The sequence below is a fragment of the Sediminicoccus rosea genome, assembly GCF_033547095.1.
Lineage (GTDB): Bacteria > Pseudomonadota > Alphaproteobacteria > Acetobacterales > Acetobacteraceae > Roseococcus > Roseococcus rosea.
The window spans coordinates 1,764,519-1,787,713 of record NZ_CP137852.1 but is presented as its reverse complement, the minus strand read 5'-3'; the positions used below and the strand labels follow the sequence as shown (position 1 = coordinate 1,787,713).

Here is a 23,195-nt window from a genome sequence, read left to right as displayed (position 1 = left end):
CCACCAGCCGCGCAGTTCACCCAAGCCGTGCCCCAAGCCGCAAGGCAGCCGTCAGCGGACGCTTACCTTAAGCGGTGCGGAACGCGACAATCAAGACGTTAGGCGCCGAGCGTCTATCCCACCACCCCGGCCTTATCCGCCGTAGTCGAGGGCCGCTCGTCTAAAGCCGTTGGGGGCGACTTACGCCCCATCCCGAGTGACATGCCGCGCCCTCCTACGCCGCTTCGCGCATGACGCCCCGGCCCTTCGGCTTGGGCTTGCTGCTTAGCGCGCCGCGCATCTCGCGCACCTCCTCCGCAAGCTCCTGGGTCGCGCGCATGTTGATGCCGATGGCGTCGATGACGTTGATCGTCTTCCCGTCGCCCATGCCCGTCTCGCGCTTGAAGTCCTCCGCGTAGGGGCCGATGTGGCGCTCGCCGTCGCCCACACCCTCCTTATAGGTCCACTCCTCGACCGGCATGTTCATCACCGCTTCGAGGGCGCCGCGCGCCGGGCGCTTGTCCTTCTTGGCGTCCTTGCTGGAGCGCATGAACATCCCCGCGCCAATGCCAACGGCGGAGCCGATGGCGCCATACAGACCCGCCGTCTCCTGCCCCGCCCGCTGCTGCCCGGCGTTCCAGGCCGAAATCGTCTGGCCATACTGCTGGCCCAGTATGCCGGCCTGGGACTGAAGGCCCCCCATCGCCGTCCGATAGCCGCTTTCCAGGATGCCGAGATTGCCCCGCGCCGCCGCGTTGTTGGTGGTGGTGTTGCCCACGGCCGCGCTGCCCGCCTGGACGCCCAGGCCAAGGGACTGGCCGGGATTCACCGCCAGGCCATTGCCCATGTTCACCGCGTCGGCCTGGAGCGCCACCGCCTCGCGCCGCACGCGGCTGCGGGCGGTGTTCTCGGCGCCCGCCGCCGCGATGGCCGTGGCCGCCTCTCCTGCCCGCTCGACACCGGCATAGCGCCCGCTGGTGGGGCTGATGCCCATGGCCGCGGCCTGGCGCTGCGTCGTGCCACGCTGCGCCTCGGCCGCGCTCATCACATCGGCCCGGGCCTCGCGCGCCGCCTCCGCCTGCCGCTCGGGGCTATCCCAGCCATTGGCCTTCTCGATGAACCGATCCTGCGCCGGCTGGAACACGCTCCGGTAGCGCGCTCGGTCTTCGGCCGCCCACTGCTGCGCGGTTCGGCTGGCGGCAAGCTGGTCTTGCACCACCTCGTTCGTGAGTGCGTCAGCGCGGTCCTGGCGAACATTCGCCACGCCGAACTGGTTGCGGCTCTCGTTGAACCAGTCGCGGCCCAGGTCGGCAGCGGCGGCGGCGGAAAGCCCGATGTTGGGGTCAGGCGCGGGGGCCTGAACGGTCGTCTTCTTACCCATGAGGCGAGCCCTCCGAATGTCAGGAGTGGGACCGCGCCTACTACGCAGCGAGCGTGCTCAAGCTCCTATCACAATGGGCAGCGGGAGGCCCGCAGATTATGCGCGCCGGCGCCATCAATCCCTGAACGGGTCCACCACATCCGCCCCAGCCATCGCCACCGCGAAGGGCCGCAGCGTGTGAAGGATGCGAATGCTGCCCGCGTGCTGTGCCAGCACCTCCGGCAGGCGCCGATAGGCCATCGGGCTCTCGTCCAGATCACCGCCCCGCAGCGCCACGCCGCGCCCCGAGAGCCAGGCATCCATCTCGGCCCGATCAAACCGCCGCTTCGCTTCCTTCCGCCCGCAGATGCGCCCCGCGCCGTGCACGGTGGAAGAGAGCAACGCCGTCGCCTCCGCACCGGCTACGCCCTCCAGGATCACCGCGTCATCGCCCATGGAGCCGCCCACGAAGCCCCGCTGGCCTGGGAAGGCGGGCGTGCAGCCCTTCCGCACCACCCAGGCCGGCGCCCCGCCCACCTCTTCGCGCCAGGCGAAGTTGTGATGGTTGTGCACGCGGTCCGTCTCATGGGCGCCAAGGATGTCCAGCACGGTCGCTGCCACCCAATCCCGGCCGGCATAGGCATAGCGCCCCGCAAGCTCCATCGCGGCCAGGTAGCCCCTCCCGAGGTCACTGTCCTGGTGCAGAAGGGTCGGAGGCACGTCGATGCCCTCACGCCCCCCGCCGCGCTTCAGATAGGCCGTGGCGAGCTTGTGCCCGAGGCCGCGCGAGCCGAAGTGGATGCCGATCCATACCGGGCTGGCCAAAGGCGTGACGCCAGGCTGCACCTCGTGGAACAGGTCCACGTAGTGGTTCCCTGCCCCCACGGTGCCGAGCTGCTTCCGCGCCGTCGAGAGCAGCCCTATCGCATCCGCCGCGCGCCAGGCGTCCGTGTCATCGAAGATAGCGTGCTCCACAGGCGCGTCATTCACCCGCCCCACACCGAAGGAAATGCGGGCGCAAATCTCATCGAGCACCGCGTCCACCCGCCCCTCGACGGCGGCGAAAGGCATGTCGGTCCGCACGGCCAGGTTGCCGCAGGCAATGTCGAAGCCCACGCCAGAGACGCTGATGTGCTCGCGATAGGCGACAACGCCGCCGACCGGCTGCGAATAGCCGAGATGTCCATCCGCGCAGATGGCACCGCCCACCGCATCGTCATGATCCAGGCAGCGCGCCAGCTGCGCCAATGTCGTCGGCGTGTGCTGGCCGATCACCACAGGCTCGATCGGTGCGGTGCGGCGCGGCGCCACCAGCTTGCGGGCTGCCTCCAGCGCGCGGGCGATGGCATCTGCCTCGCCGCGGCCGAGCAGGGCCACCTCCGCGCGGGACCAGTCGAGCCGGCGCAGCGCCAGGTTGATGAGCACGGCACGGTCGCCAGCCAGCGCGGCCGCGACGGATTCCTGAAGGTCCATGGGATTGATCCTCGCCTCAGCCTTGCGGTGTGAGGGATGCAGGCAGGTCTTGGGAAAGGTGGACGGCGATCCCACCGGATGGGGGGCGGGTCCGACCGGCGGACTAGGAAGCTGCGCTCAGCGTTCCTGGAGCCACGATCCTCGGACGCGATTCCAGGCGAGCGCCCGCGTAGTTCGCCGTAGGGTGCCGCGCGCGTCTGCGATGATGTGCATGCCAGCCTCCCTTGCCTGCCGTGGTGTGTGCAGGGTCGTAGCAGCCCTGGCGCTGGAACGCCATGATTTCACTGCGCACTGGCATAGCCGGCAAATCCCGGCCGGCGAGGCCCGGCGGAGCCAGGCGCCGCCTCCTCAAGCGTCTTCCGCTTCACCGGGGATGATGTGCACGGGCTTCAGCGCGCGGCCTTGCACCTCCTGAATGAGAAGGGTCAGCGGGTTCTCGGCGCTGCCTGCCACCTCAACCTTGTCCCGCCATTCCTGCGGGCGGCGGTTCTTCAGCCAGAAAATCGCGGCGGTGTCAGACGGCGGAACGTGCTCGCGGTAGGGCACGATGACCGGAGCGCCCTCATGCTGGAGGATTTTGACCGCATCGTAGCTATAGCCGGTCGCCTTTGCATAAAGACTGCGCACAACGCGCTCATCTGCCGCTTCTTTGCCCAACTTTAAGGCATTGCAAAATTCCGGGTGGGTCGCCTTCCATCGGTAGAGGGTGGGCGTGTCCACTTCGAGGGCGTCAGCGATCTCCACATCGGTCGCGCCAAGCTTGCAGAGCTTGTGGGCCAGGTCTGCCAGCTTGGGGTGGTAGCTGGGCGGGCGGCCAACCGGACGGGCGGCGATGACCTTGGCGATTTCGCTCGACGGCTTGCGCTTGCCGGCCGCCTTGGCGGCCTGGCCGCCTTTCCCCTTCGCCGGGGTCTTCGCTTTCGCGTTGCCAGCCATCAGGCGCGCTCGCTGGGACGGTTCTGCCCGCCTCGGTGTCCGGTTACGCCGCCCAGTGCCCTCGCGGCCCCAGGGCGCTTCCTATGAGGCTCAGCGCGGCTTCCTAATTTGCGGATCGAGATGGGCATGCCTTTGCCGATAGCGGTCCCATCGCGGCGAGGGCAAGCAAGTTGTGGGTGGCGCGACAGGGACGGCCTGCGCATGCGGCCGGATGAGGGGAAATGCGTCAGCCGCTGACGGATTCACTGACACATTTACTGACGGATTTGAGGGGGCCTAACATATTGAACTACAACAACTAAACCCAAAAGAAATCGAATGTGTCAAAAGTGTCAGTGCCTTCTGTTTCCCCTGGCTGGTTAGGTTCCCCGGGGCTCCCAGAGGGGGGAGATATTATGAGGCACCAGTGACGCTTTTGACGCATTCGAAAGCGGTCCGAATTGCCTAGCTCTTTCAGTGTGTTACGCCATGGAAATCCGTCACTGACACATTCGAATGCGTCAGTGACGGATTCAGCCTGGCCCGAGGGAGAGCAGCTCGCGGGATGGGTGCCGCAGGCCGGCCAGAGCTTGAACGCGACGAATGGAAACCGCCATCCGCGCTGGACTGGCCTCCTCGCGACCTCCGGTCTGGTGCCTGCCCACACCCCCTGGGTGTCGGGCGTGGAGCTGCCGCCGACCCCCTAAGCTTCCGGATCGGCCACATGCCCATGGAGGTGGAGATAATCGGCGTGGACATAGGCATCACGGGGCCTGGTCCCCGTCTTGATGCCACCAACCCAGGCGATCTCCCCACCCGTCGAGAGCGCGGTGAGAAGGTCTTTCAACATCTTTTCCGGGTATCGGCCGGCGCCGGTGCGACAGATTTCGCGCATCGTTGCCCCTTTCTCGCCCGCCTTCTTGATAAATTTTCGCAGCTTATTCGCGTCGGCCTGGAACTGGTTGTCAGCGATGTCCTCGGTGGTCGCTTCCATGCGGATCACGGTCGCACGGGACAGGTCCACCGCCCACCGCATAGTGGTCGCATCCACCACCAGCGAGCTTTCGTCGATCACCGGGAGGCGGGCCTCGTTACGGATCGGCATAGCGGCGGCGCACGCGCGGATAAGGGCGAACTTCAGCGCGTTCTCATGGGCGCGGACATAGAGGGCGTCCGTGCCACGCTTGCGGGCGCGCAGCTTGGCGACGTGCATCTCATCATCGAAGGCCTGACGGATTGCGTCGGCGTCGTCGGTCAGCCGGACCACGATGGGATCAATCACGGGCTCGCCACCTTCGCGCGCCATCGGGTTCCTGATCGGGTCAATCCGCCGCCAAGCTTGCACCCAATCCACCAGCGCGAGCGGCGGAGCCTCCTGCGAAGGCGCAACGGAACGCGGGTCGCGCTCCCCCACATCGAACACCACCATACGGGAGAGAAGGCCATTGGTGATGTCGTTGCTTGTGAGCGAGCCCGCGAGCTCGGCCGGCGTGGAGCAGCCATAGAAGCTGATGCAGGGCTGGTCGATGGTCTTCACCCGGTCGCCATCCGCATACGCCTTGCTCGCGTAGGTGGTGGCGCTGGAGGAGTATAGCTTCATCAGCGTCGTCGAAATACCTTTGACGTGTGGCCCCGCGTGCTTGGCATTGGTGGCCGAGATCAGCTTGGACGCCTCATCAATCAGCATGACGCTGGCCGGGGCTTTGATGGTCGCCGTGACGATTCCCGCGTCGGAAGATAGGTCCTCCGGCCCGATCAACTCGTTCGTCAGCCCCGCCGCGCGCGCGAGGGCTTTACAGGCACTCATGCCCTGCTGCTTGCCCCCGCCAGAGTAGGCGACACCCAGGATCATCACATTCGGGCGCGTACCCCAGTTCTGGAGCTGCACCCGCTGGCCCACGCAGGCCCCAAAGAAGGCGAGACTGGCACCAAGAGCCAGAACGGGCTGCGGCTTCGTGGACGTCGCCAGGACCCAGCTCATCATCAGCCCCAGGGCGCCGGGCAGGTTGGTGTAGAGCGCAGGCGGAATGTTGCCCTGACCCTCCGCCGCCGCAGCAGCCACCAACGCTTCATCCTCGTCGCTCGCTTCCTCGATGATCCTTTCGCCCTTCGATTTCAGCAGCGCGGACGGGTCGATCTGCGGGATGTCGGGCACGAGGAAGGCGGGCGACGCGATGTCATCCGGCGTGAGTGTGCCGTCCTCCAGCATCGCCTTCAGGTGGTCCAGCCGATCGAGCCCCGCGCACCCGTTGTGCATGCAGTGGATCACGAAGCCGTTGACGCTCGGAAGCTGGGCGAATTGCACCTGGCTGGCGTTCACCGCATAGGTGCCCGTGCCCTCGGCGCTGTTGGTGACGTGGCTGCCAGCGTTGGGGCAATGGATGTGGAACTTCACCCCGCTCCGGCGCTTGGAGAAGATGCCCGGCGCTTTGGCGCGCAGGGCGGTCACGATCTCGAACCGGCCACCGAACTGCGCCGCCCAGGTCGTCAGGTCGATGAACTCCCCCTGGGGTGTGATGGCCGTCTTGTGCGTCGGGTCCACCGGCTGAAGGTGCGGCGCGCGGGCCTTGGGCGTGTCGAACAGGCCCGGGGCGGGCGCCGCCACGGGGGCCGCGTCGGGCAAATCCCACAGGTCGCAGGGCTCGCCATCCAGGATCACATGCTCGAAGGGCTGATCCTCGCTCCGGCGGCGCGGCAGGTAGAACAGGCGCGAGGTGTCCACGCAGGATTGGTCATGGTGCAGCCCCAGCGCATGGGCCAGGGCGCCGATGCGCTCGCGCCACTTCGCGTTCGCCAGGTCTTGCGTCTCGTATTCCGAGGCGATCCACGGCTGATCGAGAGGCAGGATCACCCGGTATTTCGGGCAGGGCGCGTGCTGCACCACGAGGTTCCGCGCCGCGCCCTCGGCAACCTCGTCCACCACCTGGGCCTTGGCGACGACGCGCGGCAGGTAGCCGGCCTTGGCCACCATGTAGTCCGTGATCGTCGCGCCCGGGTTGGCCGTCAGCCACTTCTCCGCCGGCGCCGCGGCGAGGTGGGTGCGCTCGGTCAGGTGGCTATGGGTGGAATGGATGATCGCGCGCCAGCCGCGCGCCGCGATGGCGGTCCTGATCTCGTCGAGGGTGTGGCCGCAGTCGGCGTCCAGCACCACGACATGGATTTTGGTCGCCTGATCCTTCCGGCGCACCGTGCCGGAGAAGACGGCCGGCGTGTAGCAGGGGCCATCCTTGCCGCCCACGGGCGCGTGCCGCAGCAGGTCGCCAAGCTCGGTGAAGGTGACGGCGCGACGATCCTGCCAGCGGACCTCCGCCCGGGACCGGCCGAAGGTCAGCCCGAAGCGGGGCTCAGGCAGCGGGGCCGTGGCGGCAGCAACGCCGCTGCCATTCTCAGGCGCGAGGGTCGCCTGGCTTTCCAACTCAGCCATAGCCGCGCGACCTTCGGCTTCGTGAGGGTCGTAGGCGCCGTGTGCCGCCTCACGAAACGCTTCCTGCGTCTCCTTGTGGTTGTCTTCGGGGATCGCAGGTTTCATAGCGCTTACTCCGCGCCCGAGCCGAAAGCGGAGGCCTGCATCCCTTCCAGGTAGGCCGGCGGAATGTTGGGGGGCAGCGGGCCAACCGCGAGGCCCTGGCGCAGGTGGTCAAACAGGTCGCTGGGCGAGATCGGCGTGAGGCCACGCATGATCCAATCAAGCTGGCGGCCGATCAGGCGCCCGTGCGTGACCAGCTTCGCCGCGGTGGCCTCCACGCGCTCGAGCTCCCGCCCCAGCGCGGCGACAGTCCAGCCGTGGAGACGGTCGGTGATGACTTTCCCGGCATGCTGGATGCTCTCGTAGTCGTCGTGGTCCTCGGGCTGCGCGTTCGGGAACATCGCCATGGTGATGCCGACACGGAGCGCCTCGCACCCTTGCACCATCTCGGCCATGTCGTTCGCCAAGTTGAGGGCGCCACCACCCCGGCCGTGCTGGCGTTCGGCAACAGGGCCGCTCCAGCAAAAGACGGTGCGGGCGATGCAGCCCTGCGGGGTGAGCATCTGAAGCCCACCGATCTTCGGGACGTGCCAGGCGGGCACATCCCGCGGGACGGTCATGCCGATCCACGCACCTTGGCAATACCGAACCCAGCTGGACCGCGTGCCGCCGCCCAGGAGCGCGCTCCCCATGACGTGCCCCGCCTCATGGCGCGCAACATCGGCCTGCGTCGGCCGCTCCGTCTCCCCGTTCAGGATGGCGGCGGCCACCAGGGACGTCCGCGCCGCCTGGGTTATCGCCACCAGGTCAGGCGGCAGGTTGCGAGAATTGTTGACATCAGAACGTTGAACCACGGGACGATCTTCCGGTTTGCCCCGCCCGAAAAGCCTTGGAAAAGCGCCGCGATCCGCCTATATCTCCGGTGCCGCCAGAGTTTTTCAGCAGTTCGCGCGCCCTCGGCCCCCGGTCGAGGGCGTTTCTATTTGCGCTGCGAGGTGGAAACGGGCGGGGCGCTACCCCGCCGCGTCGTGGCGCTGCCAATCTGCGTCATGGCTTACCGGCCACCCGCACGGCGCGGGTCGTGGCGCGGCTGCACCTCGGGCAGCGTCGCCAGGAACGCCCGCACGCTGCCGGCATCCACCAGCGTGCGCGACGCGATCTTGACCATGCGGATGTGGCCATCGGCGGCCAGGCGGTAGAGCCCGGACCGCGAAAGGCCGAAGATGCCGGGCGCACGCGGAAGCGGCACCATCTCGGGGGTGTTCAGGGTTTCAGTGTTCATTCGCCGTCTCCTGACCCGCACGGAAGCGCGCGGGAACGGCGATCCAATAGTCACCTTGAGCGGCGCGATGCACGGCGCAATTCCCGGCGCAATTCGATCTGGAATTGCGCCGGGACTGTCCGAATTGCGCCGGGCCTATTTGTCGGCGAGCAGGCCGCGTGGAACCAACTTCCGGAACTCGGTTCTGATGGTTTTGTCGTCAGGGCCAGCCGGCATGTTCTCTCCGACCCAAGCCCACATGTCGTCCGTCAAAGACTTATCGGTTAGGCCGCCGCAGCTCTCCCTCACCTTGGCTTTCAAAACTTGCTTGAACGGCTCCCAATCGTAGGTGGGCTTCCGGCCGCGGCGGCTTCGCTCGCTCTCATCCGGTTCGTCGTCATACGGTGGGCGCCGCGGCACGTAGGGCGCGGACGGCGCTCCTGACGCCTCCCTGAAGCGAAGGAGGTCTTCCCCATCAATGAGCACCTCAGACCAGAGATACTCGAAGCCCCCGTCAGCGTCGTCGCCGCGCGCATAGGGCAGAATGCCGGTGCGGCCCACAGTAACGGGCGCAGCGCAGACCTCTGGCGGAATGCGCGCACGCGGTTTGCGGATCGGGTCCAGATCATCCGGATCGTAAGGATGTTGGCGCTCGGGCGCCTCTCCCTCGAAGCCGAACGCCGGCAGTTCGCCCTTTGCGATCGCGCGACGAAGGGTCTCGGACGCTCGCCAAAGCGCCTCGTATTGGACTTCCTTGCCGTCCAGGCTGCGGATCAACTCCTCGGCAAAAGCGCGCGCTGCTGGCGCCCGCTGGTGCGGGCAAGCCAGATTCAGCACGCTCCAGAGATGCTCGTCAGGCCCTATGATCGACCGACTGCGTGCCATTCGATCCGCGATACGGGTGAGGTAGGGGAATTCGCGATGGCGCCCGTCGTTCCCTTCGAGCAGATCGCGCAAAGCCGCCGCGATCTGCTGGGGGGTCTTCAGCGGCCAATAGTTGGCACCGAGGTAGAAGCGGGTGTTCCAATCAACCATGGCTGTGCCTTCGGCCACCCAGGCAATAGCAGCGCTCAGGGGCACCCAGCCTGCCGGAATGATCCGGAGATCGGGCTCGTCGCTCACTGTCCGATCTCGCTGGACTGGCCAGCGTTCCGGTAGTCCTGCAAGGCGGAGCGCGCGAGGTCAGTCCACACGGCGCCACCCATCATCCCTCGGCCGGCGATCTCGCCCTTCGCCTGCCGCCCCGCAGCGGTCAGCGCCGGCCGCTTCGCAAGCTCCCTCATCAGCGGCTCACGCTCGCTGGTCAGCTCATTGGATCGAGCCACGTAGCCAGGCCGCTTGTGCCGCCATAGCTGATCCTGCTCATCGAAGATGATGGCCAGGCGCTCGCAGATGGCCAGCAGGCGTGCGTCCGGATGGGGTGTCGTGGTCAGCGCCCGAAGGGCCGCCACCTGATCCACGGGCGTCATGCGCGCTTCCTCCGATCCGTGTTGGCACCATTGCCGGCGATGGATCGCATCGCCATCGTTCTGTCAGCCTCACCCATGGGAAGACCTCTCCCGTTGTGGGGTCAGGCCGGAGGGGTGCTGAACCCACCCCACCGGCCGCCCTCGTGCCCGGAACCGCCGGGCGCGGATCACTCAGGCCGAAGCCTGCCGCTTTGCCTTCGCAGCCGCCAGGGAGGCCACGGCAGCCGGTGCGGACTTTCCACACCACCCGGCCCATGCGTCCATCATCGGGCGCCGTTCCTCTGTCAGAGGCTCGCGCGCATAGGCAGCCCGCACCTTGTCCTTGTCGGTATGGGCAAGGGCCTTCTCGCTCAGATGGTCCGCCCAGCCTTGGGCCAGGGACCACGCCTTGAACGTCGCGCGGAACCCATGCGGCACCACCACCCGCCCCTCAGGATCACGCCAGCGGGGAAGCTCGCCCTCGGCCAGCCCATCCGTTGCCATGCCCCTGACCAGCATGGAGAGGGTCATGTCACTGAGGGCCTTGCCCTTGCGCTGGCCGGGGAACACCAGGCTATCCCGGCCAGCGGCGAGCTTCTTCACTTCGTCCAGCACCGCCAGCGCGGCAGGGGACAGAGGGACGAAATGCACCCTACCCGCCTTCATGCGCGCAGCAGGGACTACCCACAGGGAGGCTTGAAGATCCAGCTCTCCCCAGGTCATGCCTCGCACCTCGCCCGTGCGGGCGCCGGTCAGGATGGAGAAGTGCAGCGCCAGGGCAGCCATGCCCTTGCGAGTGTCCAGGGCCTCCATGAAGGCCGGCATGTCTTGCCAGGGGAGAGAGGGATGGTTCTCCCCCTTCCCCTTCTCCCGCCTGACCACCGCTTTCAGCTTGGACGGGGCGCCCAGGGCTTCCGACAGATGCCCCCGCCATGTCGCCGGGTTCGGGCCACGCGGGCGGCTTCCCGTCGCGGCAGCGTAGTTCAGCACCGCCTCGATACGCCCCCGCACGCGAGAGGCAGTCTCAGGTGTCTTCGTCCAGATGGGTTGCAGCACACGCAGCACATCATCCGTATCCACCTTGGCGACAGGCCGCGCGCCGATCTTGGGGAACACATGGGCCTTCAACGTGGCGAGCCATTGGGCGCCATGCTTGGGATTCTTCCACTCGGGGGCCTTGGCGCGGTGCAGGGCCTCGGCGGCTGCCTTGAAGGTGGTTGTGATGGCAGGGGCAGCAGCGGCCTTCTTCTCGGCACGGTCGGCAATGGGGTCCGCCCCCTTGGCTGCCAGCCGGCGCGCATCCTCTGCGGCCACGCGGGCATCTGCCAGCCCCACCAAGGGGAAGGCCCCCAGGCTCATATCGCGGCGCTTGCCGGCCACCGTGACGCGCAGCACCCACACCCCGGCGCCGGCCTCATGGGAGGGCTTCACCAGCAGATGCAGGCCCCCGCCAGCCATGATCCTGACCACCTTGCCGGGCGGGTTCTCTGCCAGGGCTGCGAGCCTCGCCTTCAACGCCTTCGCTGATATGTCCGCCATGCTCTCGCTTCCCACTCTTGTTCCCACAATAGCGTGGGAACAGAGGGAGACAAGCGGAAACGGTAGGGGATGAGCTTAACGAATTACCCCAGAAAAAAGGCCGCTCTTGGAACAGGTAGAGACGGGCCGGGATACTATCAAGGCGGACACCTCATCCGCCATTCCCCAACCCTGTTCGCGAGTTCCGGGCGATCTTTCGCCGACGCCCGCAATCCGTCCCGCATCGCCCCCAGCGGACGCCGGCGCCTTGTCCGGGGGCGGCAGGTCACTGCCGGCGGGAGAGATGCGGAGCCACCACCCACGGCGCGGTCAGGTGGCGGGCGCCGCCGCGCAGATAGCTCCGCAGGAAGTCCATCCGCCGGGCACGGCCCGCGGAAGCGTCGTTCAGCGCCGCGGTGATCGTGGCCCAGTGCCGGTCCAGGGCCTCGCCGATCCCGGGCGGCAGAAGCGATGGTCGCGGGCGGGCCAGATGCGCCTCCGCGCGCGCGAAGCCCTCCTGCCAGTCCCGGGCGAGATCGCCTGGCCGGCTCAGCTGGTCCAGCAACCCACGGTATTTGCCATGCGCCGGAATGGCGACCGAGACGGCCGGCTTCCCGTAGGCGCTCGCCGTGACATAGCCGTGGAATGAGCTGCCCACATAGGCCACCGAGCTGGCGAGATGGGCCGCCAGCTCGCGCAGGCTGCCCGCGTCATCCACGATCCGGTGGGCGCAGGTCATGCCGGCGGAGATTCGCCGCGCCGTCGGGCGGTCCCCCAGTTCGGAGCCGAGGATCATCAGCAGGGGAAACAGGCCGTGCCGAAGGGCCAGCGCGTCAATCCGCGCGGCGAGTTCGGCGGGGTCGCCGAGGGCGCGCGCCCGCACATGGATCGCGAGGGTGGGCGTGCCGGACGGAAGGCCCCAATGCGCAAGCCGGCCGGCATGCAGCCCGGCCAGTTCCTCGGCCGACCAGACCCGCGGCAGGTCGAGGACGGTATCGGGCACGATGGACCAATCGAGTGCGGCGGGCGCGAACATCCGGGCACTCTGGGCGTCCCGCACGCTGAGGTAGTCGGCGGCACGCAGCGCAGGGACGGCGAAATCATCCCGCCGGCCCGATGCGAAGGGAAACGGCGCGCCCGGCGCGTTCAGCACCAGCGGGATGTCACGGATCGCGGCGGCGAGGGCCGCGCCGATCCACAGCGACGGATAGGCCTCGCGCGCGACGCCCGCCTGCTCGTAGCTCCGCATGCCGCTGGCCGGCTGCGCCATCAGGATGTAGCCGCCGCCCACCAGAACGCCGCATGGCGCGAGCGAGGCATCGCCGAGCATCCGCGCGGCCGCCACCGGGGCCATGGCGTCGCTGAAGGCCGGCTGGTTCGCGGTGGGCGCGACGGGCACGACATCCACACCGGCCGCCGCGAGGCGGGCCGCCGCCACCAGCGGGAAGAGCAGGTCCCCGTAGTTGGAGACGTCGAAGGTTCCTGTCAGGAAGACGCTCGGCCGGCTAGCCATCCAGCACATACCAGCGGCGCGGCCCGAAGGCGGAGCGGTAGGGCGGGTCGAGGACGGTCACGCGGGGGAAGCCCAGATCGGCGATCGCCCGCGCGAAGCTCTCCTCCTCGAACCAGAAGCTCGATGGATTGAGGTGGGAGGAATAGACCTCGCCGCGTTCGAGGCAATCCGCGCCCGCATAGCCCTCGGCCGTCGTGCGGCGCGTGAAGCGGTGCTGCCGGTCGGCGGCGATGGCGGACGGGTCGTAGATCTCGGTGTCGATGATGACGACCTTGCCCCGGCAGGCCGCCAGGAGGCCCAGCTGATCCTCCAGCGGCAGGTGGTAGATGACGCCGATCATGGCGATCACGTCGAAATCCCGCAGCCGGTCGAACTTCCGCAGATCCATCTGGACGAAGTCATACTCGCGGATCTGGCGCGCGGAGGTCTGCCCCGTCAGCGTCCAGGGCTCGCGCGCGTCAACGGCGGTGACGGCGAAGCCCTGGCGGCTGGCGATCCGGGCGAAATGCCCCGGGCCGGCGCCGAGATCGAGCAGGCTGCGCCCGGCCGGCCCGGCCACGCGCGTCGCGAGGAGGTGGCGATAGGTCTTCAGGCGCAGGGAGAGATGCGCGAGCGCCGGAAAGGGCTCGTCCGGCGCGATGACGAGATCGGGGTAGGGCGCCGGCAGCCGCTCCCAGGTCGGTTCATGGGTCTGCGTTGCTGTCGTCATTGGTCTTCCCTGCCCTTGTCCACCGCGCCGGAAGACGGATCGAAGCACCAGCGTGGCACCTTGACCGGCCGCAGCGGCCGGCGGCGCAGCCGATAGTATTCCGCGGCCAGGCGCTTTGTCGCCTCGATCGCATGGCCGGGGCCGTTGCTGATCGTCCCGCCGTGGAACTGGTGATAGGTGCCCTCATCCTCCACCACGATCAACTGCGTCCCGGGCGCCTCGCAGGCGCGCGTGAAGGTGTCGATGTTCACCGCCCCGCCGCCGGGGCCGGTGAAGGCCTCGTCATAGCCACCAAGCTCGGTCCAGAGCGCGCGGGGGAGGAACAGGGCATTGCTCTCCAGCATCGGGCCGTCGCGTCCGCCGTGCCAGACCTGCGTGGAGATCTCCCCGAGCCGCGACGCGCCCCCGGGCCAGCCGATCCGGGCCAGGAGGCGATCCTCCTCCTGCTGGTCATAGCCGGACTGCATGCTGAGATACTGTTCCGACGGGCCGAGATGATAATTGACCGTCGCGACCACGGGCCGCGGGTGCAGCCGGGCGGCGCGCGCGCAGGCATCGATCAGCCCGGGCGAGGCAAGCCGCGCCCCGTCGATCCAGACGCCGATGAGCGGCGCCGAGAGCAGGGAGAGGCCCAGATTCACCGCCGCGGCCGGCGACGGGCCCGCATCGGGCTGGCGATGGACCGAGAGGCGCAGCCCGAGGTCCGCGAACTGCTCCGCCCGCGGCGGCTCGGCCGAGCCGTTGTCGATGACGACCACCTCGCAGCGCCCGGGCGGGCAGTTCGCCTGGTAGCCGGGCGAGAGCGACATCAGGGTGCGTGGCAGTTCCCGCGCCATGTTGTAGCTGATCACGACGATCCCGATCTCAGCCTGCTCGGTCATCGGCCGCCTCCTGCATGGCCGGGGGATGAACCAGCCCCCGCCGCGAATCATAGAGCCAGCCGAGGTCGCGCACCGCGCGCAGCGGCCGGCCGCGGAGGCGGAAATACTGCTTGCTGCCCATCTTGAGCAGCCAGGCGGCCCTCTCCTGCCCGGCGCCGGTCGTGACCCCGCCATGGAACTGGTGGAAGGTCCCCTCCCCCAGGATGCGGATGAGCTGGGTGCCCGGCGCGGCGCAGGCCCGGAGGAACATGTCGGCATTGACCGCGCCGCCGCCCGGCCCGGCGAAGCGGGTGTCGAAGCCGCCCAGCTCGCCCCAGAGGGCGCGCGTCATGAACAGGGCGTTGGTCTCGATGAGCGCGCCGCCGGGGTCCGCCTGCTCGGGCGTCGAGATCTCGACCAGGCGCTCGGCGCCGTCCGGCCAGCCGATGGAGGCGAGCAGCGCATCCTCGGCCTGCTGGTCGTAGCCGCGCATGCCCTCGCTGTGCTGGAGGCCGTGGCCCAGGTGATAGTTCCGCGTGGCGATCACCGGCCGCGGATGCAGCGCGGCGGCGCGGGCGCAGGCGCCCAGCAGCCCGGGCGAGGCCATGCGGGCACCGTCGATCCAGACACCGACCAGCTCGCCCTGCGCTAGGCCGAGCCCATGGTTCAGCGCGGCGGCCAGGCTGGCCTCCCCCTCCAGGCGGACCAGCCGGAGGGTGACCGCGGGATCCGCCCAGCCCTTGGGCTCCGCCAGCGGCTCCGGCGATCCGTTGTCGATGACGATCAGCTCCCAGCGCGCGGCAGGCGGGTCGCGCTGGTAGGCGGTCGAGAGCGAGCGGAGGGTGCGCGGGAGTTCGCGCTGCATCGCATAGGCCGCGATGACGAGGCTGACGGAGGGGCGCGGCCCTCCGCTCATGCAGCCACCAGGCCCTTCTCGGCCAGGGCGTCGATGAAGGCGGCGATGGTCGGGTGCTCGAAGGGCAGTTCGGCCCGCACCTCGAGCGCGAACTCCTCCTCGAGGACGCCCGTCATGATGACCACCTCGGCCGAGTCCATGCCGATCTCGCGGAAATCCCGATCGAGCACGACGTCATCGGGCGCCACGTCGATGACGGAGGCGATGTACTGGACCATCCAGGTCTGGACGGCGTCACGGGCGGGCGGCTGGTCATTCAGCATGGAGCGGGCGCTTTCTTTCATGATCGAGGCGGAGCCTGAACCGCAGCAGGCGGCAGAAGGTGGGATCCGGGTCCCATTCGATCTCGGCGCCGGGGGCGGGGCTGACGCCGCGGCGCAGGACGGAACGGAGCAGGAGGCGGGCCTCCAGCGTGGCGAGGTGGCCGCCCAGGCAGGCATGGATTCCGCTGCCGAACGCCAGCACGGTGGGCCGCTGGCGCCGGGCATCGAACCGGTGCGGGTCCTCGTAGGCCGCGGGGTCGCGCTGCGCCAGCATCAGGTCCACGCCGACCAGGCTGCCGGGCGGCAAGGCGATGTCGCCGAACTGCTGCGCCGTGGCAAGCCGCCGCGCGGAGGGACGGCGGACCGGCGGGGCCATGCGCAGCACCTCCTCGACGAAGCCGCGCTCCGGGAAACTCCCCTGGCGCAGCGCCTCGGCGGCGCCCGGCTCGAGGCAGGCAGCGTAGAGCACGCTCGCCAGGAGGCCGGACGTGGTCTCGATGCCCGCCATGATGATGCCGAAGAGGATGCCGACGGTCTCGTCATCCTCCACGAATTCCCCCGCCTCGAGGAACATCCGCAGGGGGCCGCCATCCGCGCGGGCGCGGTCGATCTCCTGCCGGAGTGCCGCGTCGATCCCGGCCGCCTGCTGCTGGAGGGCATCATAGGCCCGCAGCGGCATGGCCCTCTGCCAGGCATTGACGACGCCCTTGCCCTGCAGGTGAAGCGTCTCGACCGTCGCTTCGGAAAGGCCGAGGAGATGCGCCATGACCAGGACCGGAACACGGTCCGCCAGGGGCGCGACGACATCGACATTCCCCTCCGCATCGGCAAGCAGCCCGGCGACAGCGTCCTCGACGAGGGGAGCGATCTCGGCCTCCGAGATGCGCGCGGCCATGGCGCCCAGGGCGCGGCGCAGCGCGGCGCGCGCCTCCGTCTGCCAGGGCGGATTGCGGAAGAACAGGATGCCCGACAGCAGCCGGACAAGGCTGCCATAGTCGCGCCCCGCCCGGCGCCCGATCGCGGCGATCCGGTCCTGGAACTCGACCACCTCCGCGTCGGCCTTGCGAAGGAGCGCGCTCACATCGGCGTAGCGCGTCAGGCGCCAGACCTGCTCCGCCTCGCACCAGACGGGCGGGCCGGGCCGCGCGTCCGGGGGCTGCGGCGCGAAGGGCGCGGTCATGCCGGCAACCAGCGGGACGGCGCCAGCTGGCCATCGAGCCAGGCGGCGCGCGCCCTGCCGCGCTGGATCTTGCCGCTGGTGGTGCGCGGCAGGCTGCGCGGGGGAAGCAGCACCATCTCGCCGGGCATCAGGCCGACCGCTTCCGCGACGCGCCGGCGGAGCGTCTCGGCGATGGTCACGGGCAGGCCGGCCCGCGCCCCGGTGGAAAGCTCGCACAGCAGCACCAGCATCTCCGCCTCGTCGCGCTCGACCGCGACCGCCGCCGCGGCCACGAGATCGGCCGCCTCGGGCTGCTCGAGCAGCGCGTGCTCGATGTCCTCCGCGTAGATGTTCGCGCCGCGCACGATGATCATGTCCTTGATGCGGCCGACGACATGCAGCTCGCCCTGGATCATCATCCCCATGTCGCCCGAGCGCAGATAGGGCGTGCCGTCCAGCATCACCATGCGGCCGTCATGCGGGCGGATGCGCCCGGCGCAGTCGGGCGCCCAGAGGCCGGGGCTGACATGCGGCCCGGCCACGCAGACTTCGCCCACGACATTCTCGCCGAGCGGGCGCGCCGTCTCGGGCGCGAGGATGGCCACGCGCCCGGGCGCCGTCGCTGCCCCGCAATTGGTGACCGGCTGGGCCGCGTCGGCATGGGCAGAGACATCGGCGAAACCGCTGCGCGGCAGGATCACGCTGCGCGCGCCCTGCCCCGGGGCGCCGCCGCTGATGAACAGCGTGGCCTCGGCCATGCCGTAGCAGGGGTAGAGCGCCGCCGGGTCGAAGCCGGCGGGGGCGAAGCGGGCGGCGAAGCGCTGCATCGTGCCCGGGCGCACCGGCTCCGAGCCGCAGAAGGCGAGCGTCCAGGAGGAGAGGTCGAGCCCCGCCAGCTCCTTTTCCGGGATCTGCCGCACGCAGAGGTCGAAGGCGAAGTTCGGCGCGCCGCTGGTGGTCGCGCGGTATTCCGAGATCGCGCGGAGCCACCGCACGGGCCGCTGGAGGAAGGCGAGAGGCGAGGCCAGGATGCAGCGCCCGCCCAGGTAGAGCGGCTGCAGGATGGAACCGATCAGCCCCATGTCATGATGGAGCGGCAGCCAGCTCATCACGACGGTGCTCGCGTCATGGCCGAAGGCCTGCTGGATCATCGCCTGGTTGGCCATGATGTTGCCATGCGTGACCGCGATGCCGCGCGGCGCCATGGTCGAGCCCGAGGTGTACTGGATGAACGCGATATCCTGCGGCGCCACGGCCTCGGGCCGCTCCAGCGCGGGAATCTCCGGCAGCGCCTCGTCCACGACCAGGATGGGAAGGTCGGTCGCCTCCTGCGCCAGGGAGCGCCCCCGGCTCTCCACGATCATCGCGGCCGGCGCGGCATCGCGGATGATGTGCCGCAGGCGCTCGCCACGCTCCCGCCGCGCCAGGGGCGGCACCGGCACCGGATAGGTGCCGGCATAGAGGCAGCCGAGAAAGGCGCGCACGAAGGGCAGCCCCGTGTCGCAGGCCAGCAGCACCGCCCGGCCGGAGAGGCCCATCGCCAGAAGCTGCGCCGCGATGCGGCGCGCGGCCAGGTCCAGCGTGCCATAGGTGTCGGAGCCGCCCGGGCGCTCGCCGCGCTCGAGGAACAGGATCGCCGGCGCCTCGGGCTGGCTGAGGGCGCGGTGATGCAGCAGGTCGGCGATGGTCGCGTGGGTCATGGCGTGCCGCCGCCCGCGGCCGGCCGGAGGAAGGGTTGCAGCAGCCATGCCATGCCGCCTTGGGCGGCGGCCCGCGCGGTCAGGGCCCGCAGCAGCGCGGCGCGCTCCGGCGCACGGCGCGTGGGGCTGCGCAGCATCCCGGCCACCGCCTGCCAGTGCTGGTCCAGCCCGGCGCGCAGCCGCGGCGGCACTTGCGGCCTGAGCCCGGCCTGGAGGTGCGCGGCACCCTTCTCGCAGGCGAGGCTCCAGCTTCGCGCCAGATCCTCGGGCCGCTCCATCCATTCCAGGAAGCCGCCGAATTTCCGGTGGGGGCGCGTGGTGGTGATGACGCCGGGCACGCCATAGGCGGCCGCGGTGATGTAGCCGTGCAGCGAGCCGCCCAGGTACAGGCGCGCCTGCGCGATGGCGGCGGCCACCTCGCGCAGGGTGGCCGATCCGTCCAGCAGGTGGGTTCGCACGGTCATGGCCGAGCGGAGCGCGACGGCGGTCTGCCCGTCGCCGAGATCGTCGCCGATGGCGATGATCACGGCCTCGAGCGCATGATCCGTGCAGAAGCGGTCGAGCTCGCGCGCGACCTCGCGGATATGCCCGCCCTCATCCGGTCCGGCGCGCAGATGGACCGCGACATGGGGCGCGCCGCTCCAGCCGCTGCGCGCGGCGAAGGCACCGAGCGCCGGGTCCAGGGAATGTCGCGGCCACATGTCCGCGATGTCGATGGCGGTGTCGGGAACGACATGGACCTGGGCCTCCGCCGCGCGGGCCAGCACGGCGCTGGCCTCGTCGCGCACGGCGGCGATGTCGGCCGCGTCCAGCACGGGCTTCAGCACGTCGCGGGCGACCGGCCGGGAGAAGGGATAGGGGATTCCGGGGGCGTTGAAGCCGAAGGGGATGTCGCGCATGGCGGCCGCGAGCGCGGCGCCGAGCCACAGCCCGGTGTGCTGCCCCTGGCCGAAATGGCTCTCGCCGATGCGGGCATCCGCCGCGTAGTCCACGCGCAGGTTGTAGAGGATGTTGCCGCCTCCGATGAGGACCGCATGGATCTCCTCCTCGGTCGTCATCAGCCAGGTGAGGTCGCGCGGCGTCCTTGCATCGGGCCGCAGGCGAAGCCGCCCGGCGGGAGCCACCGCCTCGACCTCGACACCCTGGGACGCCAGGCGATGGATGGCGATGAGCGGGAAGAGCTGGTCGCCATAATTCGCGATGTCGAAGACGCCGGCGATGGCGAGCCGGCGATGCGGCGCGGGGCCATCGGTCATGCAAGGCCTGCCCGGGCAACGGCGATGACCACGGTCGGATTGATCGGCATCGGCATCAGGGGAGATGTTCCATCACCGGCGGCGGTCCATGATCGGAGGGTGCGCATATCATAGCCCTTCGTCACCGCCTCCACCACCGCAAGGCCGCGGCGCCATGGCCAGGGCCGGCGCTGCCGGGATGCCGCCCCCTGCCCCCGCGCGCGCGATCAGGCGGTCATCGCGTCCTGTGCGAGCGCGATGGCCTGCTCGATCAGCGGATGGAAGCCCTTCGCGGCCACCAGGTGCGCGGCGACGAAGTGATCGTCGCAGTTCTCGAGCGGCATCAGGGTCACATGGCCCGCCTGCGCGAGCTGTTCGGCGTTGGATGCGTCCCGCGCATTCTGCCCGCTATAGACATGGATGATGCGCAGCGAGGGCGTCCGGCCGAGCAGGCCGAGCAGGTCCTGCGTCGCCTCGGGCATGATGTGCGTCAGGTAGTGCTGCATGAAGCGGGCGGAGTCGGGATCCCGCGGCGACAGCCGGATCGGCGCGGCCAGGGACACCGCGGCCTGCGCCCCCATCAGCGCGCCATAGCGCAGGGCGGACCATCCGCCGAGCGAGCCGCCGAAGGTGACCACCGGCAGGGGGCCGAGCTCGGCGCACAGCGCGACCAGGGCGGCGATGGTGGAGGGCTCGTCCGGACCCAGGCCCGGGACGCCGGCGGTAAAGGCGCTCCACTTGTTGTCGCGCAGGTAGATGATGTTGATCGGGTGCCGCTGCAGCAGGACGTCGAGATGGGTGAAGGGCAGGCTGCCGAGCCCGCCATGGACGCCGGCCATGACGATGAAGGTCGCCTTCGCCGCCGGCGCCCGCATCACCCGCACATCCTTCGTGGCGTCGTTCGAGAAACGGGCGCGGGCGTCCCACTCCTCGCGCGGCAAGGTTTCCAGCACGCCGAGGAGCCGCCGCGCCTCAACGCCCACCTGCTCGTCGCGGGCGAGGTCGCGCAGCATGGCGCAGGCCTCCGGCGTCCGATTCCGGCGCAGGCATGCGAGGGCGAACTGGTAGCGCCACCGCCCGTCCACCGAATTCGCCCGCCGGAAGCGCGTCACATGCTCGAACAGGGCCTCGTCCTCGGCTTCGGGAAGGATAGCGCGGTTGTAGCGCTGGAGGATCGAGTTGTCGGTCGGCCACTGCGTGATCGCCTGCCGCAGGCTCTGCACCACATCCTCCTCGCTGCCCTGCAGCGAGGCGACGACATTGACGCGGCGCACGAGGTCCTTCCGGTCGGGATTCGCGGCCAGCTGCTGCTTGGCCAGGGCGAGCGAGCCTTCGAGGTTGCCGCCGAGCACGAGCAGGTTGATCCGCATGGACTGCGCCTCGGGCGGCAAGGGGCCATGCGCCTCCGCCCGCTGGAGGTAGCGGGCGGCCCGGACATGCTGCCGCTGCCGCGTCGCGAGGCTGGCCAGCTTCACCAGCACGAAGCGGTCATCCGGCGTGTCCTGCAGCAATTCCTCGAGAAAGGGCTGCAGCGTCTCGGCCCTGGTCCAGCCGCGCACGACCAGGCCCAGCGCCTCGCGCCGCTTGCGCTCGGGCAGGGCGGAGCGCCAGACCCGGTCCCGCAGCAGTTGCCCCGCGCCCTCCGCATCCTTGTCGGCCAGGCGGCCATGGAGCGCGAGCAGCGCGAAGGACGGATCCTCCGGGAAGCGGTGGCAGGCGAGTTCGAGGGTGGCGCGTGCCGCCTCCTTCTCGCCCCTCGCCTGATGGACCTCGTGCTTGAGCGCGTAGAGGCGGGGCGTGTTGGGGGATGCCAGCAGGGCGCGCTCCAGCGCGCGGAGGAAGGCCTCGTCCCGCTCGGGGGAGGCCAGCAGCGCCTCGAGGCGCAGGGTCTCCGCGCCCGGCGGGAGGGGGGCCGCGCCCTCCGCGCGTTCGAGCCGTTCCAGCGCCATGGCGAAGCGCCCCCGCCGCAGGTCGCCGTCGGCGAGGTGGATCAGCAGCGCGGGGCAATCCGGCTCGATCTCCAGCAGGCGAAGCAGCACAGCCTCGACGCGATCCCCCTCGGCGTTGAAGCGGAGGAACGAACGCAGGCAGGCCTCCCGGATCGCGGCATCGAGACGCGCCGGCCAGATCACGCCGGTCAGCAGATCCGCCGCCTCCTCGAAGGCGCCCTCTTCGACGGCGACGCGCAACGCGATCCGGGCCACCGGCACGGAATGGGGGAACAGCGTGCGGGAAAGGCGGGCGGCCGCGCGAAATGCCGGCTGCTGCCCCGTTCCCTCCAGCCATTGCAGCCAGAGGAGGCGGAATTCGGGGCTGCGCGGCCAGGTGGCGAAGCAGCGTTCCAGTTCCGCCCCGATACCGTCGGTGGCGCCGGCCGCGAGACTCTCCCGAAGGCGCCGCAGGATCTCGGCCTGCTCGGCGCCAGGCCGTTCCGTCTGCTCACCGGACGCCATGTCCTTCATTGCGATCGCCCCGCGATTCGGCCCTCGGCCGCACCTTGGAATAGGCGGAGTTGCCCTGTCCATGCGCGCGGCCCGGGCCGTGCAGGGCCGCAACCCGCCGGACCGCTTGCTGGCCTGGAAGCCCGCGCCTTTGCAAGGGCCCGCGGCCGGCGCAATATCGCGCCGGGCGTCCTTTCCCGGCCTGGAAAAGCCTCAGGCCGGCGCCACCAGCCGTCGCGGAGGCGCGGCGCAACAACTCCCGGCGCAGCACGGCCCGAAGGTCGCCGCGGCGGGAAACATGAACTGCGGGGGTTTGCGTCATGACCAATGCTGCCGCGACACCCGGCACCAGCGCGCCAAGCGCGGCCGAACAGGCGCAGGCCGTCGTGCTTGAGGCGCAGGACTGGTTCCGGGACAAGGAATTCACGACGGATTGGGTGACCAACAAGATCCGGCGGTGGCACCGGTTCCTGCGCCGGTTCCGGGACCGGCCGGTCGATCTGCTGGAGGTCGGCTCGTTCGAAGGCCGGTCGGCGTTGTTCTTCCTGAACTACCTGCCCCAGTCGCGCCTGACCTGCATCGACCTCTTCCCCGGCCCGCTCGAGGCGCGGTTCGATCGAAACATGCAAGGCTTCGGCGACCGCCTGACCAAGATCAAAGGCAGCGCGATCGCCCATCTCGATCGCCTGGCCGGCGAGAAGCGGCAGTATCATTTCATCTATCTCGATGCCGGCAAGAAGCGCGACCATGTGCTGGCCCAGGCCCTGCTGACCTGGCCCCTGCTGCGCCCGGGCGGGTTGCTGATGATCGATGACTATGACTGGGGCAAGGATCGCCCGCCCGAGGGCAGGCCGCATGATGCGATCAACATCTTCCTCGATCTGCACAAGGATGAGATCGAGATCCTGTGGAAGGATGGCCAGGTGATCCTCAAGCGCCTCGCCCCGCCGCCGCCGGCGGCAGCAGCGTGATCTGTCCC

At 69.5% G+C, this 23,195-nt stretch carries 19 protein-coding genes; 1 reads left to right on the top strand and 18 read right to left on the bottom strand.

The annotated features are described in order from the left end of the window. Window positions 1-214: 214 nt before the first annotated feature. The 18 genes from R9Z33_RS08580 to R9Z33_RS08495 form a co-directional block, all read right to left on the bottom strand. A complete protein-coding gene (locus R9Z33_RS08580; protein WP_318650877.1) occupies window positions 215-1,360 on the bottom strand; it encodes a tail fiber domain-containing protein in 1,146 nt (381 codons plus the stop codon). Between the two features lie 114 nt (window positions 1,361-1,474). Then, window positions 1,475-2,812: an RtcB family protein gene (locus tag R9Z33_RS08575; protein ID WP_318650876.1), complete on the bottom strand. Its 1,338-nt coding sequence runs from the start codon at window positions 2,810-2,812 to the stop codon at window positions 1,475-1,477. 348 nt (window positions 2,813-3,160) lie between these two features. Next, window positions 3,161-3,748, bottom strand: coding sequence for a hypothetical protein (locus tag R9Z33_RS08570; protein ID WP_318650875.1), 588 nt, complete (start codon window positions 3,746-3,748; stop codon window positions 3,161-3,163). Between the two features lie 682 nt (window positions 3,749-4,430). Further along, window positions 4,431-7,256 carry a DUF3987 domain-containing protein gene (locus R9Z33_RS08565; RefSeq protein ID WP_318650874.1) on the bottom strand — a complete coding sequence of 942 codons (2,826 nt, stop codon included), beginning with the start codon at window positions 7,254-7,256 and terminating at the stop codon, window positions 4,431-4,433. A gap of 5 nt (window positions 7,257-7,261) precedes the next feature. Then, entirely contained in the window at window positions 7,262-7,963 is a 702-nt protein-coding gene (locus tag R9Z33_RS08560; RefSeq protein WP_318650873.1) for a hypothetical protein, read from the bottom strand. Between the two features lie 284 nt (window positions 7,964-8,247). After that, window positions 8,248-8,475: a hypothetical protein gene (locus R9Z33_RS08555; RefSeq protein ID WP_318650872.1), complete on the bottom strand. Its 228-nt coding sequence runs from the start codon at window positions 8,473-8,475 to the stop codon at window positions 8,248-8,250. Window positions 8,476-8,610: 135 nt separating this feature from the next. Beyond that, window positions 8,611-9,576, bottom strand: coding sequence for a hypothetical protein (locus R9Z33_RS08550; protein WP_318650871.1), 966 nt, complete (start codon window positions 9,574-9,576; stop codon window positions 8,611-8,613). Next, window positions 9,573-9,923, bottom strand: a complete 351-nt coding sequence (locus tag R9Z33_RS08545) for a hypothetical protein (protein WP_318650870.1) — start codon at window positions 9,921-9,923, stop codon at window positions 9,573-9,575. Before R9Z33_RS08545 ends, R9Z33_RS08550 begins: the two co-directional genes overlap by 4 nt. Window positions 9,924-10,094: 171 nt before the next feature. Further along, window positions 10,095-11,441 carry a tyrosine-type recombinase/integrase gene (locus tag R9Z33_RS08540; RefSeq protein ID WP_318650869.1) on the bottom strand — a complete coding sequence of 449 codons (1,347 nt, stop codon included), beginning with the start codon at window positions 11,439-11,441 and terminating at the stop codon, window positions 10,095-10,097. A gap of 265 nt (window positions 11,442-11,706) precedes the next feature. Further along, window positions 11,707-12,933, bottom strand: a complete 1,227-nt coding sequence (locus R9Z33_RS08535) for a polysaccharide pyruvyl transferase family protein (protein ID WP_318650868.1) — start codon at window positions 12,931-12,933, stop codon at window positions 11,707-11,709. Then, complete coding sequence (locus R9Z33_RS08530; RefSeq protein WP_318650867.1) at window positions 12,926-13,642, bottom strand: class I SAM-dependent methyltransferase; 717 nt, start codon at window positions 13,640-13,642, stop codon at window positions 12,926-12,928. Before R9Z33_RS08530 ends, R9Z33_RS08535 begins: the two co-directional genes overlap by 8 nt. Further along, window positions 13,639-14,523, bottom strand: coding sequence for a glycosyltransferase family A protein (locus R9Z33_RS08525; RefSeq protein ID WP_318650866.1), 885 nt, complete (start codon window positions 14,521-14,523; stop codon window positions 13,639-13,641). Before R9Z33_RS08525 ends, R9Z33_RS08530 begins: the two co-directional genes overlap by 4 nt. Further along, a complete protein-coding gene (locus R9Z33_RS08520) occupies window positions 14,507-15,418 on the bottom strand; it encodes a glycosyltransferase family 2 protein (RefSeq protein ID WP_318650865.1) in 912 nt (303 codons plus the stop codon). Before R9Z33_RS08520 ends, R9Z33_RS08525 begins: the two co-directional genes overlap by 17 nt. After that, window positions 15,415-15,681 (bottom strand): acyl carrier protein, encoded by a 267-nt coding sequence (locus R9Z33_RS08515; RefSeq protein ID WP_318650864.1) that lies wholly within the window; start codon window positions 15,679-15,681, stop codon window positions 15,415-15,417. The genes R9Z33_RS08520 and R9Z33_RS08515 overlap by 4 nt, the downstream gene beginning before the upstream one ends. Further along, window positions 15,671-16,861, bottom strand: coding sequence for a cytochrome P450 (locus R9Z33_RS08510; RefSeq protein WP_318650863.1), 1,191 nt, complete (start codon window positions 16,859-16,861; stop codon window positions 15,671-15,673). The genes R9Z33_RS08515 and R9Z33_RS08510 overlap by 11 nt, the downstream gene beginning before the upstream one ends. Continuing rightward, on the bottom strand, window positions 16,858-18,540 hold the full coding sequence (locus tag R9Z33_RS08505; protein WP_318650862.1) for a fatty acyl-AMP ligase: 1,683 nt from the start codon (window positions 18,538-18,540) through the stop codon (window positions 16,858-16,860). Before R9Z33_RS08505 ends, R9Z33_RS08510 begins: the two co-directional genes overlap by 4 nt. Beyond that, window positions 18,537-19,796 carry a polysaccharide pyruvyl transferase family protein gene (locus R9Z33_RS08500; protein ID WP_318650861.1) on the bottom strand — a complete coding sequence of 420 codons (1,260 nt, stop codon included), beginning with the start codon at window positions 19,794-19,796 and terminating at the stop codon, window positions 18,537-18,539. Before R9Z33_RS08500 ends, R9Z33_RS08505 begins: the two co-directional genes overlap by 4 nt. A 206-nt stretch (window positions 19,797-20,002) precedes the next feature. Then, window positions 20,003-22,228, bottom strand: coding sequence for a tetratricopeptide repeat protein (locus tag R9Z33_RS08495; RefSeq protein WP_318650859.1), 2,226 nt, complete (start codon window positions 22,226-22,228; stop codon window positions 20,003-20,005). 308 nt (window positions 22,229-22,536) lie between these two features. Between R9Z33_RS08495 and R9Z33_RS08490 the strand changes: the two genes are divergently transcribed. Beyond that, window positions 22,537-23,187 (top strand): class I SAM-dependent methyltransferase, encoded by a 651-nt coding sequence (locus tag R9Z33_RS08490; protein WP_318650858.1) that lies wholly within the window; start codon window positions 22,537-22,539, stop codon window positions 23,185-23,187. Window positions 23,188-23,195: the final 8 nt, after the last annotated feature.